Genomic DNA, 17,781 nt, shown 5'->3' on the forward strand with positions numbered 1-17,781 from the left:
CGCGTGGTCCGTCGGCCGTCACCGGCGTCCCGACAGGTGACCGGCGCCGGGGGCGGTCGCGACCTCGGTCTGGTTCAGCGGGATCTGCTCGGGCTCCTCCGGCTTCGACGGCCTCCTGGTGGGCGTCGGGGTCGGCTGCGGCTTGGACGCGCACAGGGTCACGCAGCGGGGCGCCGCCCCCGTCCGCTTCAGCACGGCCCGCATCTCGTCGCGCGGGGAGAACGTGGGGTTGCCCTTCAACCAGGCGTCCAGGTAGTCCCACGGCTCGACCATGCCCCGGCGCACCCACCACAGCGACGGGTCGGCCTTCCAGGAGATCGCGAAGTAGAGGTTGCTGGCGGTGGAGCGGGCGTTGCCGGAGTTGCCGACCGTGCCGAGAACCTGGCCGGCCTTGACGCGCAGGCCCGGCCGGACGCCCAGGGCGACCGTGTCCAGGTGGCCGCCGAGGTAGCGCACGCCGTCGTCGCCGATGACGGTGACGAAGCGGCCCTCGCGGTCCGCTCCGCGGTCGGTGGACGGCCTCCACCGGTTCTTGACGTTGACCTCGTCGACCACGCCGTCCACCGGGGAGACGAACGAGCAGCCCTTGGCCGCCCAGATCGTCGTCTTGGGCAGCACCAGCAGCCTGCGCTCGTAACTGGTCGAGCAGCCCTTGACCGGGAAGACGTAGGTGTACTTGGAAACCTTCGGCGGCGGGACCTGCACCGGCGGGTCGGGCTTGGGGCGGTCGACCGCCGTCGGCGGTGCGGGAGTCGCCGAGACCGCCGGAATCGTCGCGGTGACCGCACCCGGCGCCCCCGCGGCCGGACCGGGCGGGGCCGTGCTGATGCCCATCACCCCGGCAGGGGACGCGCAGGCTCCGGTGACGAGCACCGCGCCTGCCACGGCGGTCAGTCGTGCTCTGTGCCCCGATCGCATGATCTCCACCTGCGTAAGATTATCGAGAATTCGCCTTTACCTTTGTAACCGACCTGATGGTTGGTTATGACCTCTTCGGAAAAGTCGTCGTTTCTCCTATCACGTCCGTCTCCGCAGCCACGCTCCGAGCTGTCGGGGGCCGGGACTAGACTCGCGGCGTGGCAGGCCGGATCAGTGACGAGGACATCGCGCTCGTACGAGAGCGCTCGCCGATCGCCGACATCGTGGGCGAGCACATCCAGCTCCGCGGCGCGGGCGGCGGCAACCTGAAGGGGCTGTGCCCCTTCCACGACGAGAAGAGCCCCTCGTTCAACGTCACCCCCGCCCGGGGGTACTGGTACTGCTTCGGGTGCGGCGAGGGCGGCGACGTCATCACCTTCATCCGGCGCCTGGAGCACCTGTCCTTCGCCGAGGCCGTCGAGCGCCTGGCCAACCGCGCGGGCATCCAGCTCCGCTACGAGCAGGGCGGCTACGTCCCCGGGCGCGAGCAGGGCGAGCGCAGCCGCCTCATCGAGGCGCACCGGGCGGCGGCGGAGTTCTACGCCGCGAAGCTGTCGGCTCCCGAGGCGGCGGCCGGGCGCAGGTTCCTGTCCGAGCGCGGCTTCGAACGGGTCGACGCCGAGCACTTCGGCGTGGGCTACGCCCCGGCCGAGTGGGAGGCGCTCTCGCGTCACCTGATGGCCCGCGGGTTCACCGCCGCCGAGCTGATCAAAGGCGGGCTGGCCAAAGAGGGCCGCCGCGGCCCGATCGACCGGTTCCGGAATCGGTTGGTCTGGCCCATCCGCGACATCACCGGCGACGTCATCGGGTTCGGCGCCCGGAAACTGAACGACGGCGAAGACGGGCCCAAATACCTGAACACCCCGGAAAGCCCGCTCTACCGCAAGAGCGAGGTGCTCTACGGGATCGACCTGGCCAAGCGCGAGATCTCCAAGCGGTCCCAGGCCGTGATCGTCGAGGGCTACACCGACGTGATGGCCTGCCACCTGTCCGGCGTGCCGACGGCCGTGGCCACCTGCGGCACCGCGTTCGGCGAGGAGCACATCAAGGTCCTGCGCCGGCTGCTGTTCGACCAGTCGGGGTCGCAGGGTGAGGTGATCTTCACCTTCGACGGCGACGCGGCGGGTCAGAAGGCGGCGCTGCGAGCCTTCGCCGACGAGCAGAAGTTCGTCACCCAGACCTTCGTGGCCGTGCAGCAGGACGGTCTCGACCCGTGCGATCTGCGGGTCAAGCACGGTGAGGCGGCCGTGCGCGACCTCGTCGCCGGCCGGGAGCCGCTGTTCGCGTTCGCCATCCGCAGTGTGATCTCCCGCTACGACGTCCGCACCAACGAGGGCCGGCTCTCCGCGCTCGACGCCGCGGCACCCATCGTGGCCGGGATCAAGGACAGGTCCCTGCGCCAGCTGTACGCCGTCGACCTCGACCGCTGGCTGGGCTTCAACAACGAGCGCTTCGTCGTCGACCGGATCGCGGAGGTCTCCGCCGCGGCCCCGTCGCGCCCGCAGCGCCCCGCGGGGCCGCGCAAGGTCGCCGACCTCACCGACCCCGGCGTCCGCACCGAGGCCGAGGTGCTGCGGCTGGCCGTGCAGCGTCCCGCTCTGCTCGGGCCGCGCTTCGAGGCGATCGGCGCGGAGGCGTTCACCCTTCCCGAGCACGTCGCGCTCCACAAGCTGATCGTCGACGCCGGGGGCACCGCCGCGGCCGGGCAGGGCGGGCGCGAGTGGGTCGACCGGCTGCTCGCCGGGGCCGACGAGTCGCTGCGCGGCGTGGTCACCCGGTTCGCCGTGGAGGAGCTCCGGGCGGACCTGGCGAACGAGGAGCGCTACGCCTCGGCCATGCTGGCGGCCCTGGACCTGATCTCGGTGACGCGGGCCATCGAGCAGCTGAAGTCGCGGATGCAGCGGACCAACCCCGTCGAGGAGCAGCAGGAGTACAACCGCCTGTTCGGCGAACTGGTCGCGCTGGAACAGCAGCGGCGTGTGCTCAGGGAACGCGCCGCCGGGAGCTGACGGCGTAATTCCCCTTAATGTCCAGGCGTCGATTCCGCTAAACCCTAATAAGGTCTCGATCCGATAATGATCGCGGCCTTACCTTCGGTGACAAAAATGGGTCTGCCATTTAGGGGACCCAATACAGCAGACTGTCTCCCGTGGGTGCATCGGTGCTGCCAAGTGGGCCGCCATCGGTAGACCAGGTGGCCGACCTCGTTGCGAAGGGAAGGGAGCGCGGGAGCGTCACGGTCGACGACGTGGCCGCCGCTCTCGACAGATCCGAGCTGCCGTCCGACGCGCTCGAACGCGTCGCGCGCATGCTCGCCGAGCACGGAGTGGAGGTCCTCGAGCCCCAGAGCGACGAGGAACCCGCCCGCGTCGATGAGGAGGATGTCGGCAAGAGGGCCCCGACCAGCGATCTCGTCCGCATCTACCTACGGGAGATCGGTCGGGTGCCCCTGCTCACGGCCGAGGAGGAGGTGGAGCTCGCCAAGTCGATCGAGGCGGGACTGTTCGCCGAGGACAAGCTGACCAGCGCCGCGTCGCGCATGGTCTTCCCGGAGTTCAAGGAGCTCGTCTGGCAGGGCGCGCGGGCCAAGCAACGGCTGATCGAGGCCAATCTGCGGCTGGTCGTGTCAATCGCCAAAAGATATGTGGGGCGCGGGATGCTGTTCCTGGATCTCATCCAGGAGGGCAACCTGGGGCTCATCCGCGCGGTCGAGAAATTCGACTACACGAAGGGCTACAAGTTCTCCACTTATGCCACGTGGTGGATTCGCCAGGCGATCACCAGGGCCATCGCCGATCAGGCGCGCACCATTCGCATTCCGGTGCACATGGTCGAGACGATCAACAAGCTGGTCCGGGTCCAGCGCCAGCTCCACCAGGATCTCGGCCGCGAGCCGGCGCCCGAGGAGATCGCGCTGGAGATGGACCTGCCGATCGAGCGGGTGATCGAGATCCAGCGGATCGCCCAGGAGCCGGTCTCGCTCCAGTCGCCGATCGGCGAGGAAGACTCCGACCTCGGCGACTTCATCGAGGACGCCGACGCGGTCGTGCCCATGGAGGCCGCGGCCTTCATCATGCTGCAGGACCAGCTCGACGACATCCTCGCGACGCTGTCGGAGCGGGAGCAGCGCATCATCCAGCTGCGCTTCGGCCTCGCCGACGGGCACCCCCGCACGCTGGAGGAGGTCGGCCGGGAGTTCGGCGTGACACGCGAGCGCATCCGGCAGATCGAGTCCAAGACCCTGGCCAAGCTCCGCCACCCGACCAGGGCGCAGATGCTCCGCGACTACCTCGACTGAGCGTTCGCACGGCGCGGGCCCCGGGAATCCCCTTTCCGGGGCCCGCGCTGTCGTGGTTCCCGGCCGGGCTGTCGGGTCCGCGCCGTCACGGTTCCCGGGCGGCGCCCGGCGGCGCCCACCGCATCTCACGGAGAGCCACCCTGCTTGACGCTCCGAGGTCAGGGAAAGCTAAGTTAGGGATGCCTAACCAACACAGGAGCATGTATGTCCCCCACCATCCGCGCACTCGCCACCTGCGGCGCTCTCGCTCTCGCCGTCACCGCCTGCAGCTCGGCCGATGACGGGGCCGACGGTGGGTCGTCGAGCGGTAGCGGCAGCGCCGCCGTCGCCACCCAGGCCGCCCCGACCGGTGCGGTGACCGAGACCGTCGACGTCGCGGCGACCGACACCACATGTGTCGCGGCCAAGACCGCCCTGCCCGCCGGCGTCGTCGACTTCACGCTCAAGAACGGCGGCAAGGAGCCCACCTGGCTCTACCTCTACCGCGCCGACAAGACGGTGGTCGGGGAGCGGGCCAACATCGCTCCCGGCGCCACCGGGAACCTGGTCGTGGAACTGCCCGCGGGTAACTACCAGATCGCCTGCAAGCCCAACCACGAGGGCGACGGCATCCGCCAGGACATCACGGTCTCCGGCGAGCTCGCCGCCCAGACCGACCCGCGCGTCACCCGCGCCGTCGACGAGTACCGCGCCTACGTCGCGACCCAGGTCGACGAGAGCGTCGCCAAGACCGAGGACTTCGTCGCCGCGGTCAAGAAGGGCGACGTGAAGAAGGCCAAGGACCTCTACGCGCCGAGCCGGGTCGGCTGGGAGCGGATCGAGCCGGTGGCCGAGGCGTTCGGCGACATCGACCCCAAGGTCGACCTGCGTGAGGCCGACCTGGAGGAGGGGCAGAAGTGGACCGGCTGGCACCGCCTGGAGAAGGCCCTGTGGAAGGCCCCGGAGACGGTCAAGAAGGAGGCCGGGTACGGTGACGTCCTCCTGAAGGACCTCGACGACCTCAAGAAGCGGCTGCCCACCGCCGAGATCACCGCCAGCTCCATGGCCAACGGCGCCAAGGAACTGCTGGACGAGGTGGCGACCGGGAAGGTGACCGGCGAGGAGGAGGCGTTCTCGCACACCGACCTGTGGGACTTCAAGGCCAACGTCGACGGCGCGTTCAAGGTCTACCAGCTCCTCACGCCGATCGTGATGGAGAAGAACCCGGCGCTGGTCACCACCCTCGACACCGAGTTCGCCGACCTGAACGCCCTGCTCGCCAGGTACGAGAAGGGCGACGGGTTCGTCTCCTACACCGAGCTGTCCAAGGAACAGGTCAAGGAGCTCGCCGACGCCGTCAACGCCCTCGCCGAGCCGCTGTCCGGTCTGGCCGCCGTCGCCGCGGGCTGACCCGGCTCGCGCTCCCGCACGTCCCGAATCCGAGCTCCCGAGGGGGATACATGGCCGAGCTGAGCCGGCGCAGGCTCTTGACCGGTGCGGGCCTCGCAGTGGGCGCCGGGGCCGCCGCGGCCGCGGGCGCGGTCCTGGCACGCCAGGACCAGCCGGAACCGCGGGCCGGCCGGACCTCCCCCGCCACCGCGGGCGGGGTGATCCCCTTCCACGGTGCCCACCAGGCCGGCATCGCCACCCCCGTCCAGGACCGGCTGCACTTCGCCGCCTTCGACCTGGGCACCGACTCCCCGGAGAGGGTGGCGGCGATGCTGCGGGCCTGGACGGCGGCGGCCGTCCGGATGACCTCCGCGGAGGAGGTCGGCCGCGGGGCGACCGGGGCCGAGCTGGCCCCGCCCGACGACACGGGCGAGGCCATCGGGCTGCCTGCCTCCCGGCTCACGCTGACGGTCGGCTTCGGTCCGTCCTTCTTCGACAGGCTCAAGCTGCCCCGGCCGGACGGGTTCGAGGACCTGCCCCGTTTCCCCGGGGACAGGCTCGACCCCGACCGCAGCGGCGGGGACGTGTGCGTCCAGGCGTGCGCCGACGACCCCCAGGTCGCGGTGCACGCCGTACGCAACCTCGTGCGCATCGGCTTCGGCACCGCCTCGGTCCGCTGGTCGCAGCTCGGGTTCGGCAAGACGTCCTCGACCACCCCGGAGGCGCAGACCCCGCGCAACCTGATGGGTTTCAAGGACGGCACGAACAACATCGCGACCACCGACCGGGAGAAGCTGGACGCCCACGTCTGGGTCGGCGACGAGGGGCCCGAGTGGTTGCGCGGCGGCTCCTATCTGGTCGCCCGGCGCATCCGCATGCACATCGAGACCTGGGACCGCACCTCGCTCAAGGAGCAGGAGGACATCTTCGGCCGCACCAAGCGTGAGGGCGCCCCCTACGGCGGCACCCGCGAGCACGACCCCGTGGTGCTGGACAAGCTCCCGGTCGACTCCCACGTCCGCCTGTCCAACCCGGGCTCCCTGAACGGGGTGACGATCCTGCGCCGGGGCTACTCCTTCACCGACGGCACCGACGGGTTGGGGCGCCTGGACGCGGGCCTGTTCTTCCTGGCCTACCAGCGTGACCTGGAGAAGGGTTTCATCCCGATCCAGCGGGCCCTGGCGGCCAAGGATCCGCTCAACGAGTACATCCAGCACGTCGGCTCCGGCGTCTACGCCTGCCCGGGAGGGGTGCGTCCGGGCTCCTACTGGGGTGAGGCGCTCCTGTCCGGGGCCTGAGCCGCCCGGCGGGGGTGGAACGCCTCTCAGCAGGCCTTACCCCTCCGTCGGCTATTCGGGGCATATTTCGGCAAAAAGGGACTGTTTTCTTGGTCGATAGAGGCGCAGACTGGGCGGATGGAGGCGCGAGCGGCGGTGGACGACGCCGCTCTCGGGCGTGAGGCCTGGTCCGTGCTTGAGGCGAACTGGACAGGGTCCGTCACCGTGCCCGCACCCGGGCTCTACCCCCACCAGTGGAACTGGGACTCCACCTTCGTCGCGATCGGCCTGGCCCGCTGGGACACCCGCAGGGCCGGGGCCGAGCTGGTCAGCCTGCTGGCGGGGCAGTGGCGCACCGGGATGGTGCCGCACATCGTCTTCCGCCCCGCCCACGCCGAGGCCTACTTCCCCGGCCCCTCCGTCTGGCGCTCCCAGGACCATCCGGACTCGCCCAACGGCGTGTGCACCTCCGGGCTGACCCAGCCGCCGCTGCACGCGCTGGCGCTGTGGTGGGTGTGGCGGCACGCGGCGGACCACGACACGGCCACCGCCCTCGTCCGGCGCCTCTACCCGATGCTGGTCGCCCAGCACGACTACCTCGCCGCGACCCGGGACCTCGGCGGGGGCGGGCTGGCCGCGATCGTGCACCCGTGGGAGTCCGGGATGGACGACAGCCCCGCCTGGGACGCCCCGCTCGCCGCCCTGGCCCCGGTCCGTTACGCCTACCGGCGCGACGGGCTGCCCGAACGCCATCCCGACAGCCACCACGACCGGTACGTCTGGCTGGCCCTGCGCTACCGGGACTCGGGCTACGACCCCGCGTACCTGAGGCAGGAGCACCCGTTCGCGGTCGAGGACCCGATGTTCAACGGGATCTGGCTCGCCTCCTGCCAGGCCCTCGCCGAGCTGGCCCCGGTGGCGGGCGCCGATCCGGGGCCGCACCGGGAGCGGGCGGAGCGCATCCGGGCCGCGCTGCTGGACCGGCTCTGGACCGACGGCGCCTTCCACGCCCGGGACCTGCGGGGCGGGCGGCTCGTCCCGGTGTGCACGGTGGGCTCCTTCGGGCCGCTGCTCGACCCGGGACTGCCCGCCGAGCGGGTGGCGGAGCTGGTGCGGGTGCTGGAGTCGCCCCGCTTCATGGGCGCCGCCGGATACCCGGTGCCGAGCTGTGAGATCCGCGCCCAGGAGTTCGACCGGTCCCGCTACTGGCGTGGGCCGTCCTGGGTGAACACCAACTGGCTGCTGCGGCGGGCCGCGACCGTGCACGGCCTGACGGCACTGGCCCAGGTACTGGGCACCTGCACCCTGCGCCTGGTGCGGCAGGCGGGCTTCCGCGAGTGCTTCGACCCCTTCGACGGCAGCGGCCGGGGCAGCCGGGACTTCTCCTGGTCGGCCGCGCTCACCCTCGATCTCCTCGCGGACGGCGCCGGATAGCGTGGGGGCATGAAGCTCTTCAACCGCATGCCCGCCGAGGTCCGCGCGGCGGTCGACCCGGCCGACCGGGTGCTCACCTACGCCGAGGGCCCGGACGGCTACGTGATCGCCGCCGACCGGGCGCTCTATCTGGGCGGGACCCGCATGCCCTGGTTCCAGGTGGATCGCGGCTCCTGGGACGAGGAGGGCCTGACGGTCGTCACCACGGACGGCCGGTCGCACCGGGCGCGGCTGCCCGAGCCCGGCCGGGTCCCGGAGGCCGTGCGGGAGCGGGTGACCGCCTCGATCGTGGTCAACCAGTATGTCCCGCTGGACGCGCGCGGGGGAGTGCGGCTGGTGGCGAGGAGAGCGGAGGCCGATCGGCTGGTGTGGGAGTTCGTCTTCGACGCGGGCCTCGACTCGGACGATCCGGGCCTGCGGGCCCTCGCCGAGCAGGCACTGGAGGAGACACGCCGCAGCTTCGGCGTCTGACGGCGCCGCCCCGGGCACCGTCCGGCACCGTGAGCGGGGAGGACACACCGCGGTTTCGGCGTCCGGCGGCACTTCGTCCCCGATCGAGGCGGTCACCCGCCCCGCGCGGCCTCCGGCGCGGGGACCCGGCGTGGTCTCCCGGATCCGGCCGGGCTTCCGCGCGGCTTCCGAAGCGCGCGGCTTCCGAAGCGCGGCTCCGGGACGGGGATCCGGGCGGGGACCCGGCCGCGCATGCGAGAGGCCCCCGGAGGGGCCTCTCGGCGGTGGTCCCGAGCGGGCTCCGCGGCGCGCGCCGGAGAAGCCCGCCGGAACCGGTCAGTAGGGGGCGGTGGTCTTCTGCCCCTCCGGCCAGCCGGTGCCCGTCTCATCGTGCTTCTCGGCCTGCCAGCTGTCGTGCGAGCGCATGAACGGCAGCCGGTGCTTCGCCACGTCGCTCACCTTGGTTCTGGCCACGCCGGTCGCCTGGGAGACCTTGGCCCCCACGAGACCGGCCGCCTCCTGGACGGAGGGGTTGTCGGACACCCGCTGGGCCATCCGTTTGATCTGCTCGTACCTTTCCCGGCCGGCACGGCTTCCCAGGATGTAGCCGATCGCGAGCCCCACCCCGAACATCAGTCGATAACGCATGTCCACCTCCACAAGCCGGCTCCGCCGGACCTCGGTTCCTCATCATCCGCGGAGTGCCGGTCGACTCGCACCTACCCCGGAGTATCGATGCGACACGCACCCCCCGAGTGCGCTAATCTAGTCATGCGCCGCGAGGAACAGGGAGAAAACCTCTCCGAGCAGCGCAAACGCACGATCCCGTGTAGCTCAATCGGCAGAGCAGCCGGCTGTTAACCGGCAGGTTATAGGTTCGAGTCCTATCGCGGGAGCCAGTTCGGAAGGCCCCGGGAGCATCGCTCCCGGGGCCTTCGGCGTCTCCTGTCCCGATTTCGGGGACAAAACACGGTGAATCACAGAAAATAAGGGGCGCCACGCCCGGTTCCCCTCCGATCGCACCGCGTGACCCGGGGGCGGACGACCCGGTGCGTGGTCGCCGCGGACCACACCGATCGCAGTGGGGAAGGGCCACTGTGTTCAGGGCACCGCACCGCCCGGAACGGTCGCCGTGCCCGTGAGCCACATATGGGTGGTTGTTGCAGTGCTGACCTGGCGGAAGTCCCGGTGGCATGCGCCGGAACCGGTGCACGCTGTCCACGAGGAGGCGCAGGAGCACGTAGTGCCCCCCGCCGACATGGCGGTGGCCGAGGAGTACCTGAGGTTGTTCCACGCGGAGAACCCCGGCGCGGGGGACCTGCGCTCGCGTCTGCGTGAGGTACGCGAGGAGATCACGCAGACGGGGACGTACACCCACACCGTCGGTGAGCTGACGTTCGGCGCCAGGGTGGCCTGGCGTAACAGCGGCCGGTGCATCGGGCGGCTCTACTGGCGTTCGCTGCGCGTGCGCGACCGGCGGCACGTCGACACGCCCGAGGGCGTCGCCGTCGAGTGCGTCAACCACCTGCGGGAAGCCGCGCCCGGCCGCCGGATCCGTCCGACGATCACCGTGTTCGCCCAGGACCGCCCCGGGGCACCGGGCCCGCGGATCTGGAACGAGCAGCTCATCCGGTACGCCGGGTACGCCATGGACGACGGCTCGATCGTCGGCGACCCCCGCTACGCCGACTTCACCACGATGGTGGGCAAGCTCGGCTGGCCGGGCGGGCCGGGGAGCCCCTTCGACGTGCTTCCCCTGGTGATCTCGATGGGCGACGGGCCACCGCTGCTCTCGACGATCCCCGGTGACGCCGTGCTGGAGGTCGCGCTCTCGCACCCCTCCTACCCGTGGTTCGAGGAGCTGGGGTTACGCTGGCACGCCGTACCCGCCATCTCCAACATGTGCCTGGAGGTCGGCGGTGTCTGCTACCGGGCGGCGCCGTTCAACGGGTGGTACATGGGCACCGAGATCGGCGCCCGCAATCTGGCCGACGCCGACCGCTACGACCTGACGCCGCCGGTCGCCCGGCGCCTGGGCCTGGACACCGGTACCGAGCGTTCGCTCTGGCGCGACCGCGCCCTGGTGGAGCTGAATGTGGCGGTCCTGCACTCCTTCGGGCGGGCGGGGGTGACGATCACCGACCACCACACCGAGGCCCGCCGTTTCCTGACCCATCTGGAGCGCGAGGAGAAGGCCGGGCGGGTCTGCCCGGCGGACTGGACGTGGATCGTGCCGCCCATGTCGGCCTCGGTCACGCCGGTCTTCCACCGCTACTACGACGACGTGCGGCTCTCGCCGGCCTTCGTCCACCACCCCGACTCCCTGGAGCGAGCACTCGGTCACCGGACTGCGACGGGGGACTGATTCAGGGAAACGCGGTGGCGCTGCACGTGGCGGTGACCCGCCTCCCGGTGGGGCGCATCCAGGGTCCCGCCGCAGCCGCAGCCGCAGCCGCAGCCGCAGCCGCAGCCGCTGCCGCAGCCGGGGCCGCTGCCGGGGCCGGACGCCAAGCCGTCCGGCCCCGGCCACCACGGCCCCTCGGGGCCGCCCCGGCCCGGCCCGCCACCGCCCCCGGGACCGCTTCGCGGCCGAGCTCGAGGATCTCGTCCGCTCCCACATGCTGTCGCCCAAGGAGGAAAAGGTGTAGAACTATGTTCTGTGGCACTCCGGCCGAGGAGTGCCCGGGCGGGGACGCCCCCGCGGAAGGCGGGGCTCCCGGGAGGGGGTCGGGATGCTCGACCTGGTGCTGTCGTCCACCGAACAGGGTGTGCTGACGCTGACGTTCAACCGGCCCGACCGGCTCAACGCCTGGACCGACGCCATGGGGCGACGCTACTTCGACCTGCTGGCCGAGGCCGAGAAGGACCCCGAGGTGCGGGTGATCGTCGTCACCGGGGCGGGCAGGGGCTTCTGCGCCGGGGCTGACTTCCAGACGCTCAACGCCATCCAGGACGGCTCCTACGAGAGCGAGCCCGACCCGCGCCCCACCACCTTCCCGACCACGATCCGCAAGCCGCTCATCGCGGCGGTCAACGGCGCCTGCGCCGGCCTCGGCCTGGTCCACGCCCTGGTCTGCGACCTGGTCTTCACCGCGGCCGAGGCCAAGTGGACCACCGCCTTCGCCCGGCGCGGCCTGATCGCCGAGTACGGCCTGTCGTGGATCCTGCCCCGGCTGGCCGGCCAGGCGAAGGCGATGGACCTGCTGCTGTCCGGCCGTACCTTCACCGGGGCCGAGGCCGTCGAGCTGGGTCTGGCGAGCCGGTCGGTGCCGGGGGAACGGCTGCTGGAGGAGGCCCTGGCCTACGCCCGGGAGCTCGCGGCGTACAGCTCCCCGGCCTCGATGGCGGTGATCAAGCGCCAGGTCTGGGGCGACTGGGAGCGGGGCCTGGAGGCGGCCGAGTCCGCCGCGACGCGCCTGATGGTGGAGTCCTTCGCCCGGCCCGACTTCGCCGAGGGCGTCGCCAGCTTCGTCGAGCGCCGCCCGCCGAACTTCCCGCCGCTGTAGGGGGCGGACTCACCCGGGATCGCGTGATCGGCCCGGCGGAGCGGCCCGGGTGCGGCCCGGCGGTGGAGCCCGGGTGCGGCCCGGCGGTCCGTGCCGTCGGTATCGGGACGCGGTGACCGCCGCGGCCGGACCCGCGCCGGGCCGCCACGGCGGCCGGCTTCCAAACCGGATCCAAGGGGTCTGGAGAACACTGCGGAATTCGTGACGTTCAAACGCGCGAAAGTCCCCATCAAACTCCAGCACACCTCGACCGAGTGCGGGGCCGCCTGCCTGGCCATGATCCTCGCGGCGCACGGGCACCACACCACCGTGCGCGCGGTCGCCGACGGGCTGGACGTCGGACGTGACGGCGTGACCGCGCTGAGCCTGGTCCGGGCCGCCCGCCGGTACGGGCTGACCACCAGGGCGTTCTCCATCGGCGCCGCGGCCCTTCCCCAGATTCCCACGCCGGCGATCGCGTACTGGCGGGCCAGACACTTCGTCGTGGTGGAGGACGGCCGGCCCGGCCGGATCAGGATCGTCGATCCGGGGGACGGGCGCCAGCGGATGACGGACGAGGAGTTCGCCGAGTCCTTCAGCGGGGTCGTTTTCGCCTTCGAGCCGGGACCGGGGTTCCGGCGCGGGCGCTTCGACGACGGCCACGGCCGCTGGTGGCGGCAGTTCGCCCGGACGGCCTTCGGCCACCGCCGCGGGCTGGTGGCGTCGCTGCTGCTCGTGAGCCTCGTTCTCCAGGCATTCGGTCTCATCCTGCCGTTCCTCACCGAACTCCTCGTGGACCGGGTGGTCCTCGCCCGAGAGACCGGACTGGTCACAGCTCTCGGGCTGGGGGTGGCGGCGGCGTTCGGCGCGTACGCCGTCGTCGGGCTCCTGCGGATGACGGCGCTCGTGACCCTGAGGGTGGGAGCCGACGTGGACCTCATGCGCAGTACGGGGACACGCCTGCTGGCCGCGCCGTACCGGTTCTTCGCCCTGCGCGGCTCGGCGGACCTGGCCAACCGGATCATGGGCACCGTGCTGATCCGGGAGATCCTCACCAGCCAGGCGCTTCTCGCGCTGCTGGACGTCCCGCTCGCCGTGGGATACCTGCTCATGGTCACCGTGCGGAGCCCGCTGATCGGCGGTTGCCTGCTGGCCTTCGCCCTGGTCCAGATCGGCCTGCTGGTGGCCACCGGCCGGCGCGTCAACGCCTTGGCGCACCGGGAGGCAAGCGTGCGCAGCGACGTCCAGGGCCATCTCATCGAGGCCATCCGCGGCATCGAGAGCGTGAAGGCCTCCGGCTCCGAGCCGCGTGTCCAGCACCGTTGGGGGAAACTGCTGGCGACCCACATGGCACACGCCTCGCGCAGCGGCCGGGCCCAGGGGATGCAGCAGGTCGCGCTCGGCGCCCTGCGCTTCGCCGCGCCTCTGACGCTGGTATGGGTCGGCGCCCTGCAGGTCGTCGACGGCGACCTCACCCTGGGAGCGATGCTCGCCCTGCAGGCGCTGGCCGCCGCGGCCCTGGCACCCCTGGGCTCGCTCGTCGACGGCCTGCACGCCCTGCAGGGGGCACGGCCACACGTCGAACGCCTGGCCGACATCTGGCGGGTGGAACCCGAGGCCGCTCCCGCGGACCCGGTCACCGTCTCCCCGCGCGGCGGTGTCCGGCTCGACGACGTCGGCTTCCGCTACACCTCCGCGGGGAACTGGATCGTGCGGGGCGTCACCGTGGAGGTGGCACCCGGGCAGAAGGTCGCCCTGGTGGGGCGGTCGGGCTCGGGCAAGAGCACCCTGGCCCGGTTGCTGCTCGGCCTCCTCCCGCCCTCCGAAGGTGAGATCCACTACGACGGCGTGCCCGCCTCCCGCTTCGATCCCGGCGCGCTGCGCCGCCAGTTCGGGGTGGTCCCTCAGGAACCCGTGCTGTTCAGCGGGACGATCGCCGAGAACATCGCCCTCAACGCGCCCGACGCCTCGATGGAGGAGATCGTGGCGGCGGCGACGCTGGCCTGCGTGCACGAGGAGATCGCGGCCATGCCCATGGGGTACCACACCGTGCTGGTCGAGGGCGGCGGGCTGTCCGGGGGGCAGCGCCAGCGCGTCGCCCTGGCCCGCGCCCTGCTCGCCCGGCCGAAGATCCTGCTGCTCGACGAGGCGACCAGCCATCTCGACACCGCCACCGAGGCGGCGATCGAGGCCGCCCTGACCGGGCTCGACCAGACACGCGTCGTGATCGCCCACCGGTTGAGCACCGTACGGGACGCCGACCTCATCCTCGTGATGGACGGCGGGCGGATCGTCGAGGCGGGCAGCCACGGGGAACTCCTGGCAGCCCAGGGGTACTACGCCCGGCTGGCGCGCGCGCAGGACGTTCTCGCGACCGACCCGGGGTGATCCGCGGGCCCCACCGCGTGGTGCGGCCGCGGGAACCTTCCCGGCCTCCCGGGATCCGGCACATGGACCGCGCGGGGTTCCTAGAAGTTCCTAACGGGACGCAATGCGCGACCGGTTCGCCCTGGTGATCCGCCACGTGCGAAAGCTCCAATCGGGATGCAAACGCCTCGCCGCATGGTGGTCCGGGGACAACCGAGATCCCGAGAAGGAAGGCTCACCATGAGCGACGTTTCCCGTACCGTTCTCGCCGACATCGCCCCCGACGGGGAGGAGCTGGACGAGGCCCGGCTCCTCGGCATCAGCGGCGCCGGGGTGGAACCCTACGGCACCTCCATCGGCGGCGTCTGCAAGGTCGACGGAGTCATCTGGACCTTCTGAGGCCGCCCACCGGTGCGGGAGCACCCGGCCGGGACTTCCACGCCCGGCCGGGGCTCCCGTATCCGGTTGGGCTCCCGCGCCCGGCTGGTGCTCCCGCACCCGGCATCCCGGAACCTGCGACGAAGGAATCCCGTTGCCCTCCCCCCACGTCCTCGTTCTCACGTACGACCTCAAGGATGACGCGCACGCCGCGCGTGTCTGCGAGCTTCTCTCCGAACGCGGGGCACGGGTCACCGTGTTCAGTCCCGAGCACTTCCAGAGCACCTCACGGGTGGACCTGCGCTACGTGGACGGCGCGGTCCGCCGACGCCTGCACACCAACGGCGAGATCCTCGACCTGGACGCCCTCACGGCCCTGTGGTGGCGCCGGCCGACGCCCATCGTCCCGGACCCCGCCCTCACCGACGAGGCGATCGCCCGATACACCGTCAAGGAGTGCCACAGCCTCCTGGCCGGCCTGTGGGAGCATCTGCGCTGCCCGCAGCTTCCGGCGCGCGAGTCGACCTTCCGGAGGGCCGGGCACAAGCCCTACCAGCTCGCCCTCGCCGCCGAGCTCGGCTTCCGGATCCCGGAAACCGTGATCACCACGAGCGAGGAGGCGTTCCTCGACTTCCACGACCGTCACGACGGCCGCATCGTCACCAAACCGCTGGACATCCCGTGGGTGGAGGGCGTCGGAGGCGGGATCACGGTGAGCCGGGCCTGCGAGCCGGTCACCGCCCGCGACCTGGCCCACACGGACGCGCTGCGGTTCTGCCCCGTCATCGTGCAGGAGCAGATACCCAAGCGGGTCGAGCTGCGCGTCACCGTCGTGGGCCGGCAGATCTTCGCCGCGGAGATCCACTCCCAGGTCTCGAACCGCGCCCGACTCGACTGGAGGCGGTACGACACGCACGTCACCCCGCACCGGATCCACCGTCTGCCCGACGAGGTCGCCGCTCGCTGCCTGGCGCTGACGGACCGTCTGGGGCTGCGGTACGGCGCGATGGACCTGATCGTCACCCCCGACGGCCGCTACGTCTTCCTGGAGATCAACCCCAACGGCCAGTGGCTGTGGATCGAGCACCTCACCGGCCTGCCGATCAGCGAGGCCGTCCGCGACATCCTCCTTGAAGGAGCCTGACCATGCTCGTCCCGTCCGATCGGCTCCCCGACGCCCTGTTCGCCGATGCCCTCGCCCACCTCCGGGACGCGGCCGGCCTCCAGCCCCGCGAGGCCAGGGAACACTTGGCCGCCGTCCACGACCGGTACCCGGATGTGCCGATGAGGCTGGTGTGGCGACGCGAGGCCGCCGACGGGTCCTGCCACTACGATCTGCTGATCAAGACGGCCGACGGCACGGTCTCGCTGGCCCTCGCCTCCGGCGCGGTTCTCCCCTGGCCGCTGCGCGGCAGCCAGCCGTCGGGGGACCAGGTCGTCGTCCGGGTCAACGGGATCGACCTGAAAATGGAGCGGGTGATCTCCATCCTGGACGTGCTATGGGAGGACGCCCGGCTGGCCGAAAGGCTGGTCAACGCCCAGCTGGTGGAGGAGGAGACCTCCGGCTGGCCGGTGGCTCTCACGGACGAGGAGCTCCAGGAGGCGACGGACGCCTTCCGCCGCGCGCGGGGCCTGCTCACTGTACGGGCCACCCGGGAATGGATGGCGCAGCGCGGGCTCGGTCTCGCCGCTCTGGAGGAACTGGTCACCGAGCAGGCCGCGGCGAGGCGTCTGCGCCGGCGGATCGTGGCCGGGCGCGTGGAAGCCGCCTTCGACGCCTGCCGCGACGAGTTCGACAGGCTGCACGTCCTGCGGTTGCAGTACGCCGAAGCGGAAGCCGCGCGGGACGCGCTCCCGCGGCTGCGTGATGCCGCGGACCCCGTGGCTCTGGCCAGGGGGGAGGTGCTCGCCGACGCGGCGGTCTGCCGGATGGAAGGGGTGCGCCGCCGCGACCTTCCCGCCGTGGCGGCCGCGGAGGGGGACGTGCTCGGTCCCTTCCCTCTCGAGGACGGCTTCGCCGTCGTGCGCGTGCTTCAGGTCCGGCCGGCGGTCCTCGACGACGCCACCCGCGCTCTGATCGAGGAGCGGCTTTTCGACGAGTGGCTGGCCGACCGGCGTCGGGAGGCCGTCATCGAGTGGTTCTGGGGAACGGCGACCCGTACCGAGGCTCTCAACGCGGCACTGGGGAACGCCCCCGGCGCCCGATAGGGGCGCCGGGGGCCGGACCCGGGCTTCGCCGGACGGCGGGCGGGCTCAGGTGACCAGAGTGAGCCAGCGGGGGGCGGCTCCGAAGGGGGCGGTGCCGTCCTTGACGGCCTCCAGCAGCCGGTCGGCGGTGGCACGGGCGTTCTCGATGACGTCGGGCGGGTAGGCGTACCGGATCTGGTGCTCCTCGAACTCGTCCTCGTCGTCCAGGAAGACCCGGCCGTCCCTGCGCATGCGGATCACGTCGAGATCCAGGTCGACCATGGTGACCTCGCCGGCGCTCCACCGCGGCACGGTGGAGATGTCGCAGTAGATCTCGGCCTTGTTCGGAGCGGCGTTGAAGGTCGCCGTCCACCAGCCGTCGCGGGGGAAAAGGATCACGAACGCGTAGGGCCAGACGACCGCGGGCCCGTCCCCCTTGTGGCCGCTGGAACCGGCCACGCAGCCGGTCCAGACGCCGTGCTCGTCCTCCCCGAGGAGCAGGGCGCGGTGGTGCCAGTGGAGGGATCCGTCGTACTTGCGGTAGACCACTCTCACGATCTCGTGTGACATGTCCACGACGATAAGGCTTGACAGAGATCTATGTATTTCCTACCTTCTA

15 protein-coding genes and 1 tRNA gene are annotated in these 17,781 nt (G+C 71.5%); 13 read left to right on the forward strand and 3 right to left on the reverse strand.

Annotated elements, in window-relative coordinates; genetic code table 11:
- Positions 1 to 18: 18 nt before the first annotated feature.
- Positions 19 to 918, reverse strand: coding sequence for a M23 family metallopeptidase (locus tag ABD841_RS14905; RefSeq protein WP_344971897.1), 900 nt, complete (start codon positions 916 to 918; stop codon positions 19 to 21).
- A gap of 158 nt (positions 919 to 1,076) precedes the next feature.
- Here ABD841_RS14905 and dnaG point away from each other — a divergent pair, with 158 nt between their 5' ends.
- The 6 genes from dnaG (at position 1,077) to ABD841_RS14935 (ending at position 8,766) form a co-directional block, all read left to right on the forward strand.
- Positions 1,077 to 2,927, forward strand: coding sequence for a DNA primase (gene dnaG, locus ABD841_RS14910; RefSeq protein WP_344971716.1), 1,851 nt, complete (start codon positions 1,077 to 1,079; stop codon positions 2,925 to 2,927).
- Positions 2,928 to 3,112: 185 nt separating this feature from the next.
- Positions 3,113 to 4,216: an RNA polymerase sigma factor RpoD gene (gene rpoD / locus ABD841_RS14915; RefSeq protein ID WP_344971718.1), complete on the forward strand. Its 1,104-nt coding sequence runs from the start codon at positions 3,113 to 3,115 to the stop codon at positions 4,214 to 4,216.
- A gap of 204 nt (positions 4,217 to 4,420) precedes the next feature.
- Positions 4,421 to 5,605, forward strand: a complete 1,185-nt coding sequence (gene efeO, locus ABD841_RS14920) for an iron uptake system protein EfeO (RefSeq protein ID WP_344971720.1) — start codon at positions 4,421 to 4,423, stop codon at positions 5,603 to 5,605.
- 50 nt (positions 5,606 to 5,655) lie between these two features.
- Positions 5,656 to 6,882 carry an iron uptake transporter deferrochelatase/peroxidase subunit gene (gene efeB, locus ABD841_RS14925; protein WP_344971722.1) on the forward strand — a complete coding sequence of 409 codons (1,227 nt, stop codon included), beginning with the start codon at positions 5,656 to 5,658 and terminating at the stop codon, positions 6,880 to 6,882.
- Positions 6,883 to 6,999: 117 nt separating this feature from the next.
- Entirely contained in the window at positions 7,000 to 8,295 is a 1,296-nt protein-coding gene (locus ABD841_RS14930) for an MGH1-like glycoside hydrolase domain-containing protein (protein ID WP_344971723.1), read from the forward strand.
- Between the two features lie 9 nt (positions 8,296 to 8,304).
- The gene (locus ABD841_RS14935) at positions 8,305 to 8,766 is read left to right on the forward strand and encodes a hypothetical protein (RefSeq protein ID WP_344971725.1); all 462 of its coding nucleotides are present in this window, start codon (positions 8,305 to 8,307) and stop codon (positions 8,764 to 8,766) included.
- Positions 8,767 to 9,081: 315 nt separating this feature from the next.
- Here ABD841_RS14935 and ABD841_RS14940 read toward each other — a convergent pair whose 3' ends face one another.
- Positions 9,082 to 9,393, reverse strand: coding sequence for a YtxH domain-containing protein (locus ABD841_RS14940; protein ID WP_344971727.1), 312 nt, complete (start codon positions 9,391 to 9,393; stop codon positions 9,082 to 9,084).
- A gap of 175 nt (positions 9,394 to 9,568) precedes the next feature.
- Here ABD841_RS14940 and ABD841_RS14945 point away from each other — a divergent pair.
- The 7 genes from ABD841_RS14945 to ABD841_RS14975 all read left to right on the forward strand — a co-directional run bounded on the left by ABD841_RS14945 (position 9,569) and on the right by ABD841_RS14975 (position 17,183).
- Positions 9,569 to 9,644 (forward strand) — tRNA-Asn (locus tag ABD841_RS14945).
- A 344-nt stretch (positions 9,645 to 9,988) separates the two neighbouring features.
- Positions 9,989 to 11,110: a nitric oxide synthase oxygenase gene (locus ABD841_RS14950; protein ID WP_344971729.1), complete on the forward strand. Its 1,122-nt coding sequence runs from the start codon at positions 9,989 to 9,991 to the stop codon at positions 11,108 to 11,110.
- A 367-nt stretch (positions 11,111 to 11,477) separates the two neighbouring features.
- Entirely contained in the window at positions 11,478 to 12,251 is a 774-nt protein-coding gene (locus tag ABD841_RS14955) for an enoyl-CoA hydratase (RefSeq protein ID WP_344971731.1), read from the forward strand.
- A gap of 201 nt (positions 12,252 to 12,452) precedes the next feature.
- On the forward strand, positions 12,453 to 14,618 hold the full coding sequence (locus ABD841_RS14960) for a peptidase domain-containing ABC transporter (protein ID WP_344971733.1): 2,166 nt from the start codon (positions 12,453 to 12,455) through the stop codon (positions 14,616 to 14,618).
- Positions 14,619 to 14,837: 219 nt separating this feature from the next.
- On the forward strand, positions 14,838 to 14,996 hold the full coding sequence (locus ABD841_RS14965; RefSeq protein WP_344971735.1) for a hypothetical protein: 159 nt from the start codon (positions 14,838 to 14,840) through the stop codon (positions 14,994 to 14,996).
- Between the two features lie 133 nt (positions 14,997 to 15,129).
- A complete protein-coding gene (locus ABD841_RS14970; RefSeq protein WP_344971737.1) occupies positions 15,130 to 16,119 on the forward strand; it encodes an MvdC/MvdD family ATP grasp protein in 990 nt (329 codons plus the stop codon).
- A 2-nt stretch (positions 16,120 to 16,121) separates the two neighbouring features.
- Positions 16,122 to 17,183: a TIGR04500 family putative peptide maturation system protein gene (locus ABD841_RS14975; protein ID WP_344971738.1), complete on the forward strand. Its 1,062-nt coding sequence runs from the start codon at positions 16,122 to 16,124 to the stop codon at positions 17,181 to 17,183.
- Positions 17,184 to 17,228: 45 nt separating this feature from the next.
- Here ABD841_RS14975 and ABD841_RS14980 read toward each other — a convergent pair whose 3' ends face one another.
- Positions 17,229 to 17,732: a DUF402 domain-containing protein gene (locus ABD841_RS14980; RefSeq protein WP_344971740.1), complete on the reverse strand. Its 504-nt coding sequence runs from the start codon at positions 17,730 to 17,732 to the stop codon at positions 17,229 to 17,231.
- Positions 17,733 to 17,781 lie beyond the last annotated feature (49 nt).

It is taken from the genome of Streptosporangium fragile (genome assembly GCF_039534445.1).
Taxonomy (GTDB): domain Bacteria; phylum Actinomycetota; class Actinomycetes; order Streptosporangiales; family Streptosporangiaceae; genus Streptosporangium; species Streptosporangium fragile.